Origin of the sequence: Nitrosococcus watsonii C-113 (genome assembly GCF_000143085.1) — a bacterium.
Classification (GTDB): Bacteria; Pseudomonadota; Gammaproteobacteria; order Nitrosococcales; family Nitrosococcaceae; genus Nitrosococcus; species Nitrosococcus watsonii.
In genome coordinates this window covers 2562274-2579223 of sequence record NC_014315.1, presented here as the reverse complement: position 1 = coordinate 2579223, position 16950 = coordinate 2562274, and the positions used below count along the sequence as shown (strand labels likewise).

Here is a 16950-nt window from a genome sequence, read left to right as displayed (position 1 = left end):
TATTATCCCGCCCCTTTTAAGCGCCTATTGCCAAAGTAAGTTCTAATGATATTCAATCGAAGGATAGGGAGTATTTATAACCAATATGCCCCCGCCAGGCAGGCAATGTTGTCCTGGGCATGGGTGTTGCCGGCCCTGTTTGCAGCGTACAGCGTGAATAATATAAACGGGATGGATGTTGATGCCTTAGGCACATTTCGCTATACGCAGGATATCATTCAAGCAATTTTTGATGGCATTCCAATTGCTTGGAGCTGGCAAGAAGCACCACGCTATTTTCCGGATCTCATTATCTCCACCATTGCCTATTTGCTGGCTTTTGGGGATCTTGCTAAATGGGGAATTCTGTTTTCATTATTAAATCTGGGATTGCTGTATGGCGCGACCCTTGTATGGCTATGGGCCTATGGGAGCGCTGAATCCAGGAGACGCCCCATCGCCTGCGCTTTTATGCTGGGCTGTTTGCTCTGCGCAGCAATGAGTCCTTTTTTTGCCCAGCAATGGCTAGCCCCTGCCCAGCATAACGGGTTGTTGCCCTTGGCCATGCTCTTCTATGCCGCTCCGCTTATCTGTGCGCGGTTGGATGATCGCGCTGCTAGGGAAATGGGTATAGTGGGGTTTTCAATGGTTTTTGGGCTGGCTATCCATGCTGATCTCATTTTCCTGGCGTGGGTCTGTGGGCCTTTATTCATGACATGGCTTATCCTTGCACTGCTGCGAAAAGGCAATATACAGATCTTTATTCTCTGCGGCATGATACTGGGCCTTTCCTTGGGCATTGCTGGCGCGGCGAATATTATTGTGGAATTTTTGCCCTTCGTAGCTATTCATCGCGGTGATAACTTTCTGGAACAATTTCCCGGCTCCATGGAAGAAGTAATCGACCGATTTTATACGCTGAGGCAAGTGTACATGCATCCCGGTTCATTGAGTTTGCTTGCTGTCCAGGTGTTTGCCGTGCTGTTGTGTTTAGCTACGTTGTGGCCAAGCAGGCGATCGGATGATAAGAAAGGGGAACAGCCTATAGATTTTTTCATGGCGGTGTTATTTTTGGTCACGGTTTTCTTGCTTCCCACGACTATGATGGTTACCGGCAAGCTTGCTTCCCACTATTATTTTTATATTTTCTTCATTGCGGTGCTAGTGATTGCAAGCAACCATACCGTTTTTCTCGAGCGTTTGGAAACGGGCCCACCGCGGTTTAGAGGATTGTTCATTGGAAGCGTTGCTGCCGTAGCGGTATTATTATTGTTTCCCAAAGCGATCGCGATGCAATCGAAGCCACCGGCATTCACTGTGCTTACCAATACCCTGACTGAACTGCATTCCCAAGGTGAAATTGGCAACAGTGGTTTGGCCCCCTATCAGATAGCCTATCCGGTAACACTCCGCACGCCCTTCTATGTGGGAGCTATTGCGGATGACGCCAGACCCTGGTTATGGAGGAATAATGCTTATGGTTTCTGGAATTGGGATAGTGGTTGCCCTGCTCTCCGTTTTTTTTCGTTCATTATCATCGCCCAAAAATCAAAGCACCGTATTCCTCCCGTGGCTCTTCAAAAATTTTTTGGCAAACCTTCTAAGGTTGTGAAGGTAGAGAGCCAAGAAGGCTATGAAATTTGGTTCTATCCCCAAGAGATAGGTCTAAAAGAAACTTTATTTTATCTTTCCATATGGCGTTCCATGGAAGTAAAGGGGATAGCCATGGAGCGTCTCAGCGGATGCGAAAGTTAAGTCATTAAAAAAATTATTGAGATTTAAGAAATAGTATTACCGCCATGCCGACAGTGCCCAAACTTCATTTTTTGCATATTCCGAAAACAGCCGGAACCTCTGTCACCCAGTTTCTTCAGCGGCAATATGATTTAGAACACATTGTTTTTGAAACTACCTGGCGGGAGCTTTTTAAATATCAGCCACGCATGCCGAGGTTGAAATTATTTCGTGGCCATTTTGGTATTAACTTAACTAAAATGATTGGCCCGGAATTTAAAGTGTTGACCTTCCTGCGGGAGCCTGTTAGCAGGGTGATGTCCCAGTACCATCATATTCGTAAAACGCCGACCGAGGGATTGTATAAATTTGCTAGCGAAATGGAGCTAGCAGAATTCATGCGCCATAAACAGGGGCGCAAATTATTCCGCAACCTCCAGACTCGCTATATCGGAAAAAAATTTGGAGTAGGCCAGTTTTGGGCGCACACTGGCATATTAAACCTTCCGCCGGATAGATTTTTTGAAGATCTGGCCTCGCCCCTATTGTTAGCGGAGGCCAAGCAAAATCTCAATAACTTTTTTTTCGTGGGATTGACTGAATATTATGAGGTCTCCATGCTTCTGCTGTGCCATAAACTGGCCGCGCTTCCTGAACTCGATGCGGTCAAGCGGAGAGAACGGGAAAGAGATAGCAAGCAGGTATCCGCTGAAGTGCTCAAGCATTTGGAAGCAGAGAATCAGCTGGATATGGCATTATATCGTCATGGGAAGACTCTTCTGGTAGGTGATTTAGCCCGTGAATTTAATCTGCCAGAAATGCTCTCTATGCCCGTGGAGACCGCTCTGGATTATGCGAATGAGAGAAAGCAGGTTTTATGGGAGAGTTGCTTATTTCAGTATGCCCAACGTATGCGGGTGGAGCAGCAGGAAAGTTGGGATTGGGATGCCTCCAGGGGGCTCCAGGGAACAGGCTGGTCGGATGTGCATGGGCGGTTGGGAGAAACGCCTCACCGTTGGTCGGGGCCAAAGCTGGTTTCTACCGTTGATGCGCCGGTTGATCCCCGGCGCGATTACGAAGTAACAATCCACCTATTGCGATTCATGACCTGGCGGAACCAACGTCAGTTGGAAGTGCACACCTCTTCCGGTCCTATTTCCTTAACAGGAAGAAAGAAGGGTAGTGGCTGGGTGGGCCAGGGGATAGTCAATGGCCAATCTACCGAAGAGCCTTTTTTAAGGTTAAGCTTTCACGTGTCTGAAACCGTGTCGGTGGCCGAGCTAGGCGGAGATCCTAATGATAGCGATAAGCGGGGTTTCGCATTGCGGGCAATCGCCCTAAAGCCCGTCGAAGGCTAACAGAGGATATTGAGGCTAACAATTTAGAAAATGATAAAATCTTTTATAACAGCGTCTCTTATGAGCGGCTTATTTTTTAGTCTAATTCTTTTTGCCAAGGAAAATAGCCAACCAATTCCCGTTAAGTCGAAAGAGCCGGTTGCGGAAAAGTCCTTTGCGGTTAAGTCTTATCAAAAAATTAAACTGGCCTCTCCCCACGATGTTTTCGATGTGGGCGTGGCCGATATCAATGGCGATGATATCCTCGATATTTATACAACCGGCCATTATACCCGCGAGAATTTGCTGTTGGGCGATGGCAAGGGAAATTATACCGATGCCCTGACTCGCTTGGGTCTGGATCAGGCAAGAGCGTTTCCCTACCTGGAGGATATGGACGCCGATCCCGCATTGAAGGAACCCGGCCTCTACATTCATCGGCGGCGGCGGTTATTAATTTTTAGAGCCCATGAATTAGGCGAGGCGGGAACGGTTTCCGGCCGCATTCTGGTGCCTTCTCCCACCGGCGAGCCCTCGCCGATCCAGATTTACTGGGCTGAGCACGCTAGCGCGGATATCACCAATTTGGCTTCGGAAGCTGGCGAGACTTGGACCAAGGTCCAATTTTCTATCGCTCCCCAAGGTACGTTGGTGCTTGATACCCTTTACATTGCCTTGCCCTTCGAGGTGACGCTGGATTCATCCCTGCCCTTAAACAAGGTGAAGGTGGGGCAGCATGCCCTCCATCCCAAGGAACATCATTTTGTCCTAAGCTGGCGTGATCGGCATGGGGTAGCCTGGGCAGAGTTGAATGGCGACGGGTGGCTGGATGCCTTTATGTCCACCGGCGGTCTGCGGGCCGCCCTCGATCGCTTCCAGCAGCCCCACATCGCTTCCGATGAACTCCTGCTCAGCGACGGCGGCGGCCGCTACCGGGATGTCGCCATCGAGCGGGGCATTCAGAAAAAAAACTGCCGAACCTATAGGCCCGCCTGGGTGGATATTAATGGGGATAATCGCCTGGAACTCTATGTGGGTTGCCTGGGCGGTCCCAATCAGTTTTATTCGCAGGACTCAACGGGACGGTTCAAAGAGGTTGCTAGAAAGTATGGCCTGGCGACCAGGCCCGGCGCTCAATTCGTCTGGTTTGATGTGGATCAGGATGGCGATATGGATTTGTTGGCCGATCTCAATGGCGACGGTAGCCATCAAGATCCTAATTTTGGTTTATATACTGATAGCAATAGTTGGCTTGCGGTCTTTATCAACGATAAGGTGACGTTTAAACGGCAACTTATTTCCCGGCCGTTTACAGGCAGCGTGATGCAGTTTGCTCTGGGGGATTTTGACTCCGATGGGGATCAGGATGTCTATGTCGTCACGGCCCGTAAAAAATACCGCCATGAGAGTTTCTTGTTGGTGAACAATAGGGGCAAGCTGGAGCCCCGGGATATGGAGCAATGGGGGCTTCCCAGGGGCTGTCTGTCGGCAAGCTGGGTTGATGTGGATCTGGATGGCAAGCTGGATTTTCATTGCTTGCCCGTTGGCATTTTTTATCAAACCGAAAACGGGCGCTTTCAACGCGCTAGGGAATGGACCGGCTGGAAGCTGGCCCAGAGGGCGAGAAATGGCGTAAGCTCTTGGTTCGATGCTGATAATGACGGGGCCTGGGATGTGTTGATGACGTTGGGTATTTTCCCTGCGGAAGGCTATTTCAAAATCCTGCAGGAATGGCGGCGGCAGCAGGCGGAGGAACAGGGCCAAACGCTTCAAGAATGGCGGCTAGCGCGCAAGGATGTAGCCTGGCCCTTGCGGCCCATGTGGCGTTGGTACCGTACCCGGCTCTACCAAGGCCAGCCGCCCGCAAATCATTGGTTACAGCTTGAACTGGTGGGTCCAGCGGGTAACCGGAACGCCATTGGCGCCCGGGTGGAGCTTTCAACGGATGAGGGCGTTCAGGTGCGCGAGGTGGGAGTCTCGGAGGGCGCGCACTTTTCCCAGGGGCATTACCGTCTTTACTTTGGCCTGGGAAAATCTCCACAAGCCAAGCAGGCAACGATCTACTGGCCAGATGGGAAGGTGACGACCCACTCCAATCTTAAGGCGAATCAGCTTCTCAAAATTTCCTCTCCCTAATGCAGGATATCAGCGTGGAACGATTAACCAAGAAAATATTGCAGCTATGGAATCACGTGCGGACTAAAATGCCTACCGATACTTACTCCATCGAAGGCAAGCTTAATCAGCTTTTAGAGGAAAACAAGCAGCTGCGAGAAGAGGTAAGAAAGCTGCTCGACACCCGCACCTTTTACCTTGGCGACCATACCGCGCTGACTTTCCTTGCCAATGGCTCGAAACTGTATGTGTTTACTGATGACATCAGTATCGCGCCTCATATCATCAGCACGGGGAGATGGGAGCCCCATATTACCAGGACGTTTACTAGCTTGATAAAAAAAGGGGATACGGTGCTCGATATTGGCGCGAATCTGGGCTATTTTTCGGTGATTGCCGCGCCTCTCGTGGGAGAACGGGGCAAAATCATGGCCTTCGAGGCAAACCCAAGGCTGTGCGCCTTGGTTGAAAGAAGTTTCATAGCGAATGGAATGTTCCGCAATGGCAAAGCGCAATTGTTCAATAAGGGCGTCATGGATCGGGCAGGAGAAATGGTGCTTCGTTTTCCTCCCAATCAAATGGGGGGAGGGTCGTTTTTTGTATCGGAAAAGCAGTCTAAAAACAAAGGCATGGATGAAATTACCGTTCCCGTGGTTACCCTTGATGAATTTTTGGGTTCCGATTTTACCGCCGATGTGGTGAAAATGGATATTGAAGGTTCGGAGCCCCTGGGCCTGAAGGGCATGTCCCAACTTATCCATCGCTCCAGAAATATCAAAGTGATTATTGAATATTCGCCTGACCGCTTTAAAAACCGCATGCCGCTGGACAGTTTTATTGATATGGTGGAAGGGTTTGGCTTTAATATCTTTAACCTTGCAAACAGCGGCGTTCATCCCATCAACCGCCAACAGCTTTTGTCCTGCGGCTTTACTAATCTTTTGTTACAGCGTTAGTGTAAAAGCTGACATTTATTAGAAATATATTCCCGGATTATGCTGAATTTCAGCGACCGTTTCTATTTCATCCATATTCCAAAAACGGCGGGAACGACCCTGATCCCGCTGCTGGATGCCCGCTTTGACGCCAATGATATTTGCCCTGCGCAATTATGGCGCGAGCTGGTTACCTTGCCCCAAGAGTCGCTTCCTCAGTACCGGTTTTTCCGGGGCCATTTTGGTGCCGGCGGTTTGCAACCATTTTTACCGGAACCGCCCCTTTATCTCACCATGCTGCGCCACCCCCTGTCGCTTACGCTTTCCACCTATCGGTTTATTTTACGGGAGTCGGGCACCCGGGTTCATCATTTAGTAAAAGAGCGCGCTATGTCTTTTTCCGACTTTCTCGATTCCCCGGAAACAAGGAAAAAGGTCAGCGATATGCAAGTCCGCCATCTTTCCTTTGATCTCCGGCACGATCCCGATACAGGCCCAATTTTTTTATCCGCCGAGTCCCGGTCCGCGGTAGATAAATGGGTGCTGGAGCATGAAGTTTCCCTATCCGCTGAGCAGCGTTTGGAACGGGCTAAAAGGATGCTCCATGCCTGCGCCTGGTTGGGTTTGGCCGAGCGCTTTGATGAATCCATGGCGCTGCTAAGCTGGACGTTTGGCTGGCCGCCCGTGGGGCAGGTTCAAAAGCTGCGGGTAGCGCCGGGCGGGTCAAATAGTGATGATTTGCCGGAAGAGGTGCGGGAGAAGGTGCTCAATTGTAATAAATTGGATATGGCCCTGTACCAAGAGGCGGAGCGTCTTTTCCAGGATCGCGTGGCGGACATGTTGGGGGATTTGATGCGTTACGCCCGGCCAGGGGAAGTGGTTCCTGGAACGTTTGCCAAAAATCCGGCTCTGGTCAACCAGCTTCTCGACCGTCATTATCGGCATCATCTGGAAGCGCGACCTTTAGCCCAGGAAAGTCTTTATCTTTCCCTCCAAGAGCCTTTATTAGGGTCTGGATGGCATAGGCGGGAGCGGGCGCCAGCCGATAATTCAACTTTTCGCTGGTCGGGTCCCGGAACGGAATCTTTTATCGACTTGCCTATTCAGGGGGGTCAGGAGTGGATGCTTGAATTCCGGATCGTCCATGCTCTGGCATTAGATATCCTAGGTAGTTTGCAGGTTACCGCCCATGGCGTTCCCCTGGAACTGGAAATAACAGAAGGAACCAGGGAAACGACCGTAAGACGTTATCGCTGCCTGCTTCCCGTCAACATTATCGCCGACAAGTCCCGCGGCCTGGTTCGGCTGGTTTTCAAGGTGAATCGGACTCTTTCCCCCCAATCCCTTGATCCGGCCAACCCGGATGAGCGCCAGGTCGGCATTGCCCTCAATTGGCTACGGGCCGAGCGCTTAGAAGGAATACAGGGATGTATGACGACCCCCTAGCCGGGTTACTAAGCGTAGCGGCGCATGAGGCACTCATGGGGCGATTAGCCCCGGTCGCGAACGTTAAGCCGCCAACTCCGATTGTAAGGTAGCTGGGCACAGTTTATCCTGGTTATGCAAGCGTTTATGTCAAAACAAGTCCCTCTTTTTATTACTGCCCGCTTCCGTAGCGGTTCCACTTTGCTGTGGCATATTTTTGATCAGGCCAAGGGCTACCATGCCTACTATGAACCTTGCCACGATAATTTGCTGGCCCATATTCGCTATACTTTGCCCATGGACTCCCATCGGGGCGTCCAGAGTTATTGGGCCAGCTATCAAAATCAGCTGCCCCTTATAGAGAACAGACACCAACCCGAATTTGGCCTTTCCCGGCTATTGCTAGAAGCCCATGAATCCTGGGATGAGCTAAAATTTTATCTTCAATCTCTTCTCCAAAGCGCGGCGCCGGCAATTCCCGTACTCCAGTTTAACCGGATAGATTTCCGGCTGCCCTGGATACGGACCCATTTTCCCACGGCCAGGATTGTCCACCTCTACCGGGATAGCCGCGATTCCTATTTCTCCATGACTCGGCATCTGGCGCCGGAAGCAGCGGATAATCCGGGTCAAGGCCATGTATACGATCTACTGGAATGGTCTGTCGCCCTAGCGGAATATTTTCCTTTCCTGGCTGATCCGGGGATTCAATCCCTCTATGAGCGGCACTATTATTTTTGGAAACTGAGCTACCTTATGGGTCGCCGGTGCAGCGATTTATCCTTATCCTACGATGCCGATTTCCGGGACAATCCCGCTTTAGGTCTGGAAAAACTGTCCCAGGCGGGCTATCTGGATTCCCGGCAAATAGATGATTTGGGTCCGCTGATTCAGCCCCAATCCTCGGGCCAGTGGGCGGAGCGGTATGCTGAGTCCTGGTTTCAGACCATTGAGAAGCGCTGCGAGCAAATGCTCGATGAACTGGGCCTTAATGCCTACTTTGGACGGTTGCCCCTGGCGGAAATTAAAAAGCAGCATGCTGCCGCTTGGAGCCGTTATGAAGGTTTATCGCTTAATGATCCCGCCCGTAGTCTATTAATGGAATATTCGCGACAACGCTCCGAGGTAACTCGGTTGTTGTTTCTCGTTCGGAATGGCTCAAAGGACTGTTCTGATTCTCCATGAGTAGCCCAAAATCCATCCTGTTGCATGATTTCTTTGAAATTCGTGGCGGGGGCGAGCGGCTGGTGTTGCTTCTATGCCAGGAACTGGGGTTGGATATTGGCTTTGGTTTCTGGCAGGACACTTCTTATGGGCGGGAAGTGTTGGAGGGCCTTCGGGTTTTTGATTTGGAAGTGAGTTCCCGCCTAATTGGGTGGCGCACCCTAAAGCATATTAAGGCTTTCCAACACAAAACTTCATTTCTGTCTCGTTATGATACGGTAATTTATAGTGGCGTGGTGGCGCCCTTGGCGGTTAGGAACCACCAAAATGGCTTTAATCTTTTTTACTGCCATACGCCGCCCCGGTTTATTTATGATAAAAAAACATTTTTCCTTGCCCAAATTCCTCCCTGGCAACGTCCCGTGCTGCAATTTTTGATTGATTATTTACGGCCTCGCTATGAGGAGGCGGTGGCGGAAATGGATACTATTATTGCCAATTCCGAGAACGTCAAAAATCGTATTCATCATTATCTTGGTAAGCCTTCTACCGTTATTTATCCTCCTTGTGAGGTTGAACGCTTTACCTGGGGCGGGCAGGAGGATTACTACCTTTCCACCGCCCGGTTGGATTTTCTCAAGGGCGTGGATCTTATCGTTAAGGCCTTTCTTCAGATGGGTGATAAAAAGCTCATCATCGCTTCCAGCGGGCCTGAGATTAGCCGCCTGAAGCGCCTTGCCGGGGGGGCGGAAAACATTACTTTCACGGGCCTGGTGGATGAAGATAAGCTAAGGCAATTGATAGGCCGTTGCATTGCTACGCTTTATGTTCCGAAGGATGAGGATTTTGGCATGTCTCCCGTGGAGTCCATGGCGGCGGGAAAGCCTGTGATAGGAGCGGCGGAAGGAGGATTGTTGGAGACTATTGTGGATGGGGAAACGGGTCTACTGGTTGGCCCGGAGCCCTCACCGGAAGATATTATCGCGGCGGTACGTGCGCTGACTCCCCGGCGAGCGTTAGAGATGCGGCAAGCATGTGAAATGCAGGCGCGGAAATTTGATAAAAGAATTTTTTTGGAAAAAATGGGTAAGCTGCTGTGAGGTAGGGCGGGAAAGCGTAGCGCATCCCGCCCTACCGGTTAAGTTTTGAGACGATTGCTTTACATTGGCGCCACTCTCGGGGAAAATCTCTATAGGTGTATTTGGAACACCTGATAGCAATAAAACTTATAAGGATTTATTTCTAGTTCCTTAAGATAAATTGTGGAGGAAGAAAAAATGCTAAAAAAAGCTCTGTTAACAGTAGCTAGCGCGGCTCTGATTTGTTCCTCGGGCTTATTAATGGCTGAGGGTGATGGTGATGCTGAGGCTGGCAAGGCGTACTATACTCAGCACGGATGCGCGGCTTGCCACGGGCCAAAAGGGGAGAGTGTTAACCCCGCCATGTTCCCAAAATTGGCGGGCCATGATGCCGCTTATATCTCCGAGCAACTCCATGCCTTCAAGAGTGGCGAGCGGAAAGGCGAAGGGCCTGGCGCTATCATGAACGCTAATGCGGCGGCTATGAGTGAGAAGAACATTGCCGATGTAGCGGCTTTTATAGGTAGCCTTAAGTAAAAAGCCCAATTTTCCTGCCAGCAGGAGAAAAACGCCAGCATTCGCTGGCGTTTTTTTTGTTAAATCATACTCTTATGCACTCACATTCTCAATCATTTCCCGTTTTGGCGGGATTTGCGGTTTTGATTCCGGCCCATAATGAAGCAGCAACCATTGGCGGCCTAGTGGAGGCAGCCAAAGAGCATTTGGGTGGAGATGTGGTCGTGATTGACGATGCCAGCACGGACGAAACTGCCTGTATCGCCCGCTCCGCCGGTGCCACCGTTTTGCCCCTGAGCTGCAATCTGGGGGCTTGGGGCGCGACTCAGGCGGGTATGCGCTATGCACTGAGGACCGGCTATCAGCAGGTATTAACCATGGATGCCGATGGTCAGCATCTGCCAGAATATCTCCCTTTGCTGCTCGCAACGCTGGTTTCGGGAGAGGTAGACGTGGTGATCGGTGCTTGCCCTGAGCGGGGCAGCCGCGCCCGGCAGCTTGCCTGGAGTTATTTTCGAAAACTGACGGGACTGGGGATTGAGGATTTGACTTCCGGTTTCCGTGCTTATAACGAGGCTGCCATGAAAGTGCTGGCTGCTCCCGATGCCACCTTACTTGATTATCAGGATGTGGGGGTGTTATTGCTGCTGCGCCATGCTAGGTTGCGCCTTCGGGAAATTCCAGTGCCTATGCGCGAGCGGGACCATGGCGGCTCGCGGGTATTTCCTTCCTGGCTGGTGGTGGGAAAATATATGCTGCAAACGAGCCTTCTATGCCTCGCCAAGGTAGGTATGAATGGGAAGCGGCGGGTAGCCCAGCGATGATTGATTACCAGTGGACTTCCACCCTGATTGGGCTGTTGATTGCTGGCCTGATTCTTTTCTTGGTACGCCGGGATCATTTACATGGCCCCTATGCTATCTGGTGGTTAGTGGTGGCCGCCATGGTCGTGGTATTGGGTGCTTTCCCCCGCCTGTTCGATACGGTGGCGCCTTTATTTGGCGTAGCTTACCCACCCATTCTGGCGGTAGTGCTAGGGATGGGGTTGCTTCTGATTAAAATGCTGACCATGGACTTGGAGCGTTCCCGGCAGGAGCGTAAGTTGCGCCGGCTGACGCAGCGGCTAGCGATGCTGGAAGCGTTGTTGGAAAAGGAGCGGCGGAACCGGCCCGCCCAGAAGGAGGGGGGCGCTGGCGGGAACGGTGATCAGGTTTGGTAGATGTTTTTTGCCCGCTTGAGTCCGCCTGGACGGGCTCAATGTGTCGTGGAATTCGTTTATGGATGACCCGCTAACGGATTTAAAACCCCTATCTTTTCCCAGCGAGGATGAGGTTTCAGCACCACGGCTAGATAGAGTTGATCGCTGTCATCAACGGCAACGGCCTTTGCTTCTTCTGCCAGCTCTGTCGAGAGTTGCTCGGGCGTAAGTTTGTACATTCCCCCGTTAATCGTATCCACCGCCAGCCCGATACGGCCGCCAAAGGCCAAGTTCCCCCAAACCTAACCGCTTACACTCCTTGTGAATGTCGCTTCGAACGGCTTGTATCCCTCCATCTCTATTTTTTAATTAATATGATTATCTTTCCGCTTTAATTCTGCGATGACCGGGATCTGCTTCGTTGATACTAATATCCTGGTTTATTTTCGTGATGCTTCAGAGCCTGAAAAGCAGGCACGTTCGGGAAAGTGGCTTGCTGAATTATGGCGGCTGCGAAAAGGACAGCTCAGTTTTCAGGTATTGAATGAATATTATGTGACCGTTACTCAGAAGCTTAACCCCGGGCTGGATTCTATGGAGGCGCGGGCAGATATTCGCAATCTTATCGCCTGGCAGCCGATAAGTATCAATCAAGGGCTTATTGAGAGTGCTTGGATAATTCAAGATCAATACCAGTTTTCTTGGTGGGACTCCCTTATCGTTTCGGCGGCGCAACAGGTTAACAGCAATTATCTGTTGACTGAAGATTTGCAACATGAACAGCAACTGGGCGGAGTGACTATCATTAACCCGTTTATCCAGGGCCCCGTCGTGTTGCCCGGCTAATATTATTGCTTCAGCGGTTGTCCCGGGTGCGATGCTTGCAGCAACACCAACACATAGAATAGCAGCAGCGGCGCCCAGTGCAGCAGTATCCGGTTGATGCTGGTGTAGAATTCAGCCCAGGCAGCATTGTCGGTCAGAAAAAAAGTGCCGAAAATAACCACTAAGCCGCTGCCGATAAAGGTGAGGCCAATCAAGCGCTGGCGCCGGGCGATCATAAGGGGTATGGAAAAAATCACTATCGGGATGACCAAGTACCAGAGAAGGTGCCAGTTATCCAGCACCAGCAGATTTTGCTGGAACGGCTCCCATCCTCCCTGGAGTAAAATCTCAAAACGTCCTAGGGACGGTATCTGAATGACGTCCGGGGTAAGCTGGAATTCCCCTATCCGAATGCCCCCGCTTACATACCAGATGGCAAGCAGCGCCGCTCCTCCCGCCCCGGCCAATAGTCGTGTCCTGAAGGGGAGACAGGCGATGAGAAGGGGGGGCAGAAAAGTGAACATCCAGATGAGTCCTTCCCGCTTGATGAGGGGGCAGGCGAGGGCCAGCAGCAGCGCCAGCCCGCCCTGCCAGGGATCACCGTTGCGCAGCCATTGCAAGAAGGCCATTCCAGCCAGGGAATAGGTAGCTGCGAGCCATAAATCGGCATAGCCGGCAAGGGCGGTATGGGTATTGAGGAGCGGCAGGGAAAGCAGCAGGTAGCTGCCGAGCAGGCCCGCCAGGGGCGCCAGGCCCCAAAGCCGGAGTTGGCCGTAGAAGGCGAGCCCCAGCGCGGCGGCGCAAAATAGCCAGGGCAAATTAATTAAGGAGTCGTCCCATTGCTCCAGGGCCAGACTGATCCAGAGCTGGATAAGGGAAACGGTTTCGGGATAGGACCAGGCCGGCAAGGTATAGATGTCCCTGCTGGGGTGATGGAGCCAGGTGGTACTGTCGACGAAAGGTACTAGCTCTTTTAGGGCAAACCACACCTGGGCTCGGGGTGCCCAGGTGGTCCAGGCATCCCAAGGATATAAGGGGCGCCAAAGAATCTCTAGCCCCAGGTTAACAAAACGGATAGCAAGCAGGGCAAGCAATAGGGCAAAAAGCCCTGTCTGCCAGGAATCCCAGGAATGGACGGTGCTATTATCCACGTATCCATCACTTTGCCTGGTGCTTGTGCGGCTCATCCAAAATCCTACTAGGGTCAAGGCCAGAAATAGGCCCGCAAGGGGCCAAAAAGCCTGCTTTAACCCCACTGCGTCCCAGAGGCGCATTATGAGTGTGGTAGCCAGCATGCCTAATAGGTAGGCATAGCCCAGCACCAAGGGACCAGCGCCACGGGTGGTCCGCGACCAGCCGATTCTTAACCAGGCCACGCCCAGGAGCCAGGGGAGAAAGAGGGCGGTCAAAAGTTGAAGAAGGATCATGGGTAGCGATGGTTTATTAGTTCAAGGATTTAAAAAAGGCGGTTAGCGTATCAAGGGGCGCTTGCTGGACAAAGAGACGATCGCGTCGGGCTAAAAGCTGCGCCCGCAAGGCTTGGTTGGCTTCTTTGTCCCGGCCATACTGGAGCGCTTTACGGACATAATCTCCGGCGTCCTGGGCAATCAATTCAGGGCGTTCCAGCAAATTTAGCATGGCTGCGCTTTGCCGCCCCCGCATGTAGGTGCTGGGCAGAGCAATGAGAGGAAGCCCGGAACCCAAGGCATCCAGGGCGGTATTGCCCCCCGACCAATGGGGCGTATCCAGCATGAGATCGCAGCAGCGGTTGATTTGTAAATAGCGTACGCGAGACGTAGCGGGCAGCAGTAGCAGTTGGCGCTTTGGGTTAGCCCCCGCTTGGGTTAAGGCCATTCCCAGGCGTGTTAGCAGTTTGTCCGTAACCCGGCGATCTTGGCCGGTAAATAGTACCAACATTCCCTGCCTATCCTCGGCCAGCACTTGGGCCACCAGGGTATCGGTATCCGGGTGAATTTTAAAGGGCGACTGGGGCAGGAGATAGAGCGTGCGCTTTTCTGGCAGGCCAAGGTCGTGCCGATCGGCAAGAGGAGGTTCAGGCGGAGCTGGATAGCTAGTGCCTAGTCCCGGCAGGAACAGCAACCGTTCACGGTAATGGGTCCGAGCTTCGGGTGGCTCCATGGTGGCGCAGGAGAAGTACATGTCCATGGTAGGCAGCCCACTGGTGACAGGATGGCCCCAAGCACAGCCCTGAAACGGGGCTAAGCGAAGGGCGGCCAGCACCAGCAGCCGGGCGTCCATGCCCAGCTCCGGGTAAATGAGGGCATCCAGCCGATCCGCTGCTATTTGGGCCCCGCAAGAGGCAAGGCGACCGTCCAGGTAGCGGAATTGACTGGCTGAATCGGCGACGATCCGGGTATGGTGATCCCGTTTTGGGCCTAATTGGTAAACGATAACTTCAAAGCCCCCCTGCCGCAAGCTCCCCGGCCAGCGGCCAAAGTAGTGACCCACCGTGCAGTCGCGGAAAGCGCTTGACACCAGACCGATACGGTGCGGCCTGGCATGTTGGCGGCGGGTTGGACTAGGGGCATCCAGGGCGCGGCTGGCCCAATGATGGAGCCAATCACCATAATCCCGTTGCAGGGAGAAATCATTCCCACCTTGGTAAGCTAGGAAGAAGTTGGACCAGAGCAGATCCTCCAGCCGCGGTGGACTCGCCGGTTGCCAGTCCTTGAGGGCTTGCAATTCTTGCTGGAACCGGCCCCGCGCGGTAGCCAGGTGCTGGCGATCGCGGTAGATAACCGGCAGGGTGAGGGCCGCGCCTAGCCGCGTTTGCCAGGCATCGGGATAGTTCGTCAGAAGATGCCGGTAGACGGTTATGGCTTTTCGGGCCTCGCCAGCCCGGTCGAGGGCGCGGGCGAAAGTTAGCCATTGTTTTTCCTGGGCATCGTGGCGCTTAAGCCAGCGGCGCAGCCATTGGGCTGCCTGCCAGTTTTCTCCATGGCGGCGGGCGAGAGTCATGACACGGGATATCAATGCCTTAGGATTCGCGCTAAGATTTTGTTGCCGCTCTAACAATGCCCAGGCACGTTTTGGTTGGTGGTAAAGCAGCCATTGTTCGGCCACGCCCAGGGCAATATCATCAGGCAGAGAAATATTGGTTAGGATAGCGAGCAGTCCCAGTCCCGCGGGGTATTGCTGGTTAGCGAGGAGGGCCCGCGCTAGCAGTAAACGGATTTCATGATCCCGCAGGTCGAGGCCGCTTGCCTGGCGGGCGCTGGCAACGGCGGCTTGATTGTGTCCCTGCTGGAGTTGAGCGAGCACTAAATTGCGCCAGGCAAGCCGATTACGAGGGTCGAGTTCCAGGGCCCGCTGGAAATGGGCCTGGGCCTGGGGCAGCGCGGCCTTCTCAAACAGACGGGAGCCACGATTACTGTGGGCCATACTCAGGGTGGTTAATAGCTGCTTTTTGGGGCCGATAACCGCAAGCAGACGCTCTAACCACTGGATAGCTGCGGTAAAATCCTTGTTTTGAAGCGCGGCGTTGCCCAAGCCCAGAAGAGCGGCTGAGTGATGAGGATATTCGGCCAGAATTTGGCGGTAGATTTGGGTGCCTTCCTGAACCCGGTTTGCGGCCTGTAATTGGCGGGCCTTCGCTAGCAATTTCTCGATGCTCATTCCTTGAGTAATATTCCTTGTGGGCTTTTTAATTTGCTTATTTATGTTAACGTCAGCCAATTTTGGATAGCAGCCCGGGCTTGGAAGAAGAAAAGGCAGGACGGGAAAGCGTAACGTATCCGGGCCCTGGGTGCTTTTAAATTTCTGCTCCGGGAAACTTCTCTCACTTATCTGGAACTCAGGTTATATTAACCTTATATAATTGGATAGAGTTATAGCATGTGCGCGGCGTTCCTCAAAGAAGCCCCTTCTAGGGCGGTTTTACCCCGGCTTCGGCGGAAGCGTGGGGCCTTGCGCTATCGCCAGGGGTTTACATTGGCGGAGTTGCTGATTGCCATGACTTTAGTGGGGATGATTTTAGTCATTCTTTTTAGTGCTCTGCGTCTATCGACCCGAAGTTGGGAAGCTACTGAGAGAAGGCTAGCGGTAGTGGAGAAAGTAAGAGCCATAGAAGGTTTGTTCCGGCGTCAAATTCGGGAGCAAAAATTGCTTTTCTACAGTGATGCCGAACGGGGCCAAGTCGCGACGTTTGCCGGCACCTCAAATACCATGCAGTTTGTAGCGCCTCTTCTGACCCGTTTAGGTCTTGGTGGGCTTTATTGGATAATGTTTGAGGTGATTCAGGAGGGAGGCGAGTCCCGCTTGGTCATGCGTTGGTGGCCTTACCGGCCAGCGGGCCAACAAGAAGTAGAGGAACGGGAGGAAGAAGTTTTGCTGAAAGCTGTGAAAACGGCCACTTTTTCCTATTTTGGCCGGGCGGTTGGAGGAACGGTTCCTGAGTGGCGCGGACAATGGGAAAATCCCCAGGAACCGCCCCAATTAGTTCGTTTGGAAGTCCATACCCCGCATGGGGCGTGGCCCGAGCTGGTGGTGCCGATTCGGGCGGAGCCCTCCGAGGGCGTAATCGGAGGTGGCATGGGAATGGGCGGCGGACTCCCCGGGATTGATTTTGGTTCTGACTCTTCGTTTCCTGGCCGTGCTCAGTCTCAGCCTATTCCAGAGTAAGC

Annotated in this window: 15 protein-coding genes; 12 read left to right on the top strand and 3 right to left on the bottom strand. The window is 52.6% G+C overall.

The features are described 5' to 3' along the window. Nucleotides 1–105 precede the first annotated feature (105 nt). The 10 genes from NWAT_RS11615 (at nucleotide 106) to NWAT_RS11570 (ending at nucleotide 11503) form a co-directional block, all read left to right on the top strand. Nucleotides 106–1734 carry a hypothetical protein gene (locus tag NWAT_RS11615; protein ID WP_013221264.1) on the top strand — a complete coding sequence of 543 codons (1629 nt, stop codon included), beginning with the start codon at nucleotides 106–108 and terminating at the stop codon, nucleotides 1732–1734. Between the two features lie 44 nt (nucleotides 1735–1778). Beyond that, a complete protein-coding gene (locus NWAT_RS11610) occupies nucleotides 1779–3071 on the top strand; it encodes a sulfotransferase family 2 domain-containing protein (protein ID WP_013221263.1) in 1293 nt (430 codons plus the stop codon). 60 nt (nucleotides 3072–3131) lie between these two features. Then, nucleotides 3132–5186, top strand: coding sequence for a CRTAC1 family protein (locus tag NWAT_RS11605; RefSeq protein WP_013221262.1), 2055 nt, complete (start codon nucleotides 3132–3134; stop codon nucleotides 5184–5186). Nucleotides 5187–5200: 14 nt separating this feature from the next. After that, nucleotides 5201–6121, top strand: coding sequence for an FkbM family methyltransferase (locus NWAT_RS11600; RefSeq protein WP_041350991.1), 921 nt, complete (start codon nucleotides 5201–5203; stop codon nucleotides 6119–6121). Nucleotides 6122–6160: 39 nt separating this feature from the next. Further along, a complete protein-coding gene (locus NWAT_RS11595; RefSeq protein WP_013221260.1) occupies nucleotides 6161–7546 on the top strand; it encodes a sulfotransferase family 2 domain-containing protein in 1386 nt (461 codons plus the stop codon). Nucleotides 7547–7672: 126 nt separating this feature from the next. Beyond that, nucleotides 7673–8710 carry a sulfotransferase gene (locus NWAT_RS11590; RefSeq protein ID WP_041350704.1) on the top strand — a complete coding sequence of 346 codons (1038 nt, stop codon included), beginning with the start codon at nucleotides 7673–7675 and terminating at the stop codon, nucleotides 8708–8710. Beyond that, nucleotides 8707–9789: a glycosyltransferase gene (locus NWAT_RS11585; RefSeq protein ID WP_013221258.1), complete on the top strand. Its 1083-nt coding sequence runs from the start codon at nucleotides 8707–8709 to the stop codon at nucleotides 9787–9789. The genes NWAT_RS11590 and NWAT_RS11585 overlap by 4 nt, the downstream gene beginning before the upstream one ends. A 177-nt stretch (nucleotides 9790–9966) precedes the next feature. After that, nucleotides 9967–10305 (top strand): c-type cytochrome, encoded by a 339-nt coding sequence (locus NWAT_RS11580; RefSeq protein ID WP_013221257.1) that lies wholly within the window; start codon nucleotides 9967–9969, stop codon nucleotides 10303–10305. Between the two features lie 74 nt (nucleotides 10306–10379). Then, the gene (locus tag NWAT_RS11575; RefSeq protein ID WP_013221256.1) at nucleotides 10380–11108 is read left to right on the top strand and encodes a glycosyltransferase family 2 protein; all 729 of its coding nucleotides are present in this window, start codon (nucleotides 10380–10382) and stop codon (nucleotides 11106–11108) included. Continuing rightward, nucleotides 11105–11503: a DUF2304 domain-containing protein gene (locus NWAT_RS11570; protein ID WP_013221255.1), complete on the top strand. Its 399-nt coding sequence runs from the start codon at nucleotides 11105–11107 to the stop codon at nucleotides 11501–11503. The genes NWAT_RS11575 and NWAT_RS11570 overlap by 4 nt, the downstream gene beginning before the upstream one ends. Before the next feature lie 56 nt (nucleotides 11504–11559). Here NWAT_RS11570 and NWAT_RS15700 read toward each other — a convergent pair whose 3' ends face one another. Continuing rightward, the gene (locus NWAT_RS15700; protein WP_049772992.1) at nucleotides 11560–11772 is read right to left on the bottom strand and encodes a hypothetical protein; all 213 of its coding nucleotides are present in this window, start codon (nucleotides 11770–11772) and stop codon (nucleotides 11560–11562) included. Between the two features lie 112 nt (nucleotides 11773–11884). Between NWAT_RS15700 and NWAT_RS11560 the strand changes: the two genes are divergently transcribed. Next, entirely contained in the window at nucleotides 11885–12328 is a 444-nt protein-coding gene (locus tag NWAT_RS11560; RefSeq protein WP_013221254.1) for a PIN domain-containing protein, read from the top strand. Nucleotides 12329–12330: 2 nt separating this feature from the next. Here the strand turns inward: NWAT_RS11560 and NWAT_RS11555 are convergent, their stop codons facing one another. Together NWAT_RS11555 and NWAT_RS11550 are read right to left on the bottom strand one after the other, a co-directional pair. Continuing rightward, nucleotides 12331–13734, bottom strand: coding sequence for a hypothetical protein (locus NWAT_RS11555; RefSeq protein WP_013221253.1), 1404 nt, complete (start codon nucleotides 13732–13734; stop codon nucleotides 12331–12333). 16 nt (nucleotides 13735–13750) lie between these two features. Continuing rightward, nucleotides 13751–15943, bottom strand: coding sequence for an O-linked N-acetylglucosamine transferase family protein (locus tag NWAT_RS11550; protein WP_013221252.1), 2193 nt, complete (start codon nucleotides 15941–15943; stop codon nucleotides 13751–13753). Between the two features lie 219 nt (nucleotides 15944–16162). On the opposite strand from NWAT_RS11550, the gene NWAT_RS11545 reads away from it, so the two are divergent. After that, complete coding sequence (locus NWAT_RS11545) at nucleotides 16163–16948, top strand: prepilin-type N-terminal cleavage/methylation domain-containing protein (RefSeq protein ID WP_013221251.1); 786 nt, start codon at nucleotides 16163–16165, stop codon at nucleotides 16946–16948. Nucleotides 16949–16950: the final 2 nt, after the last annotated feature.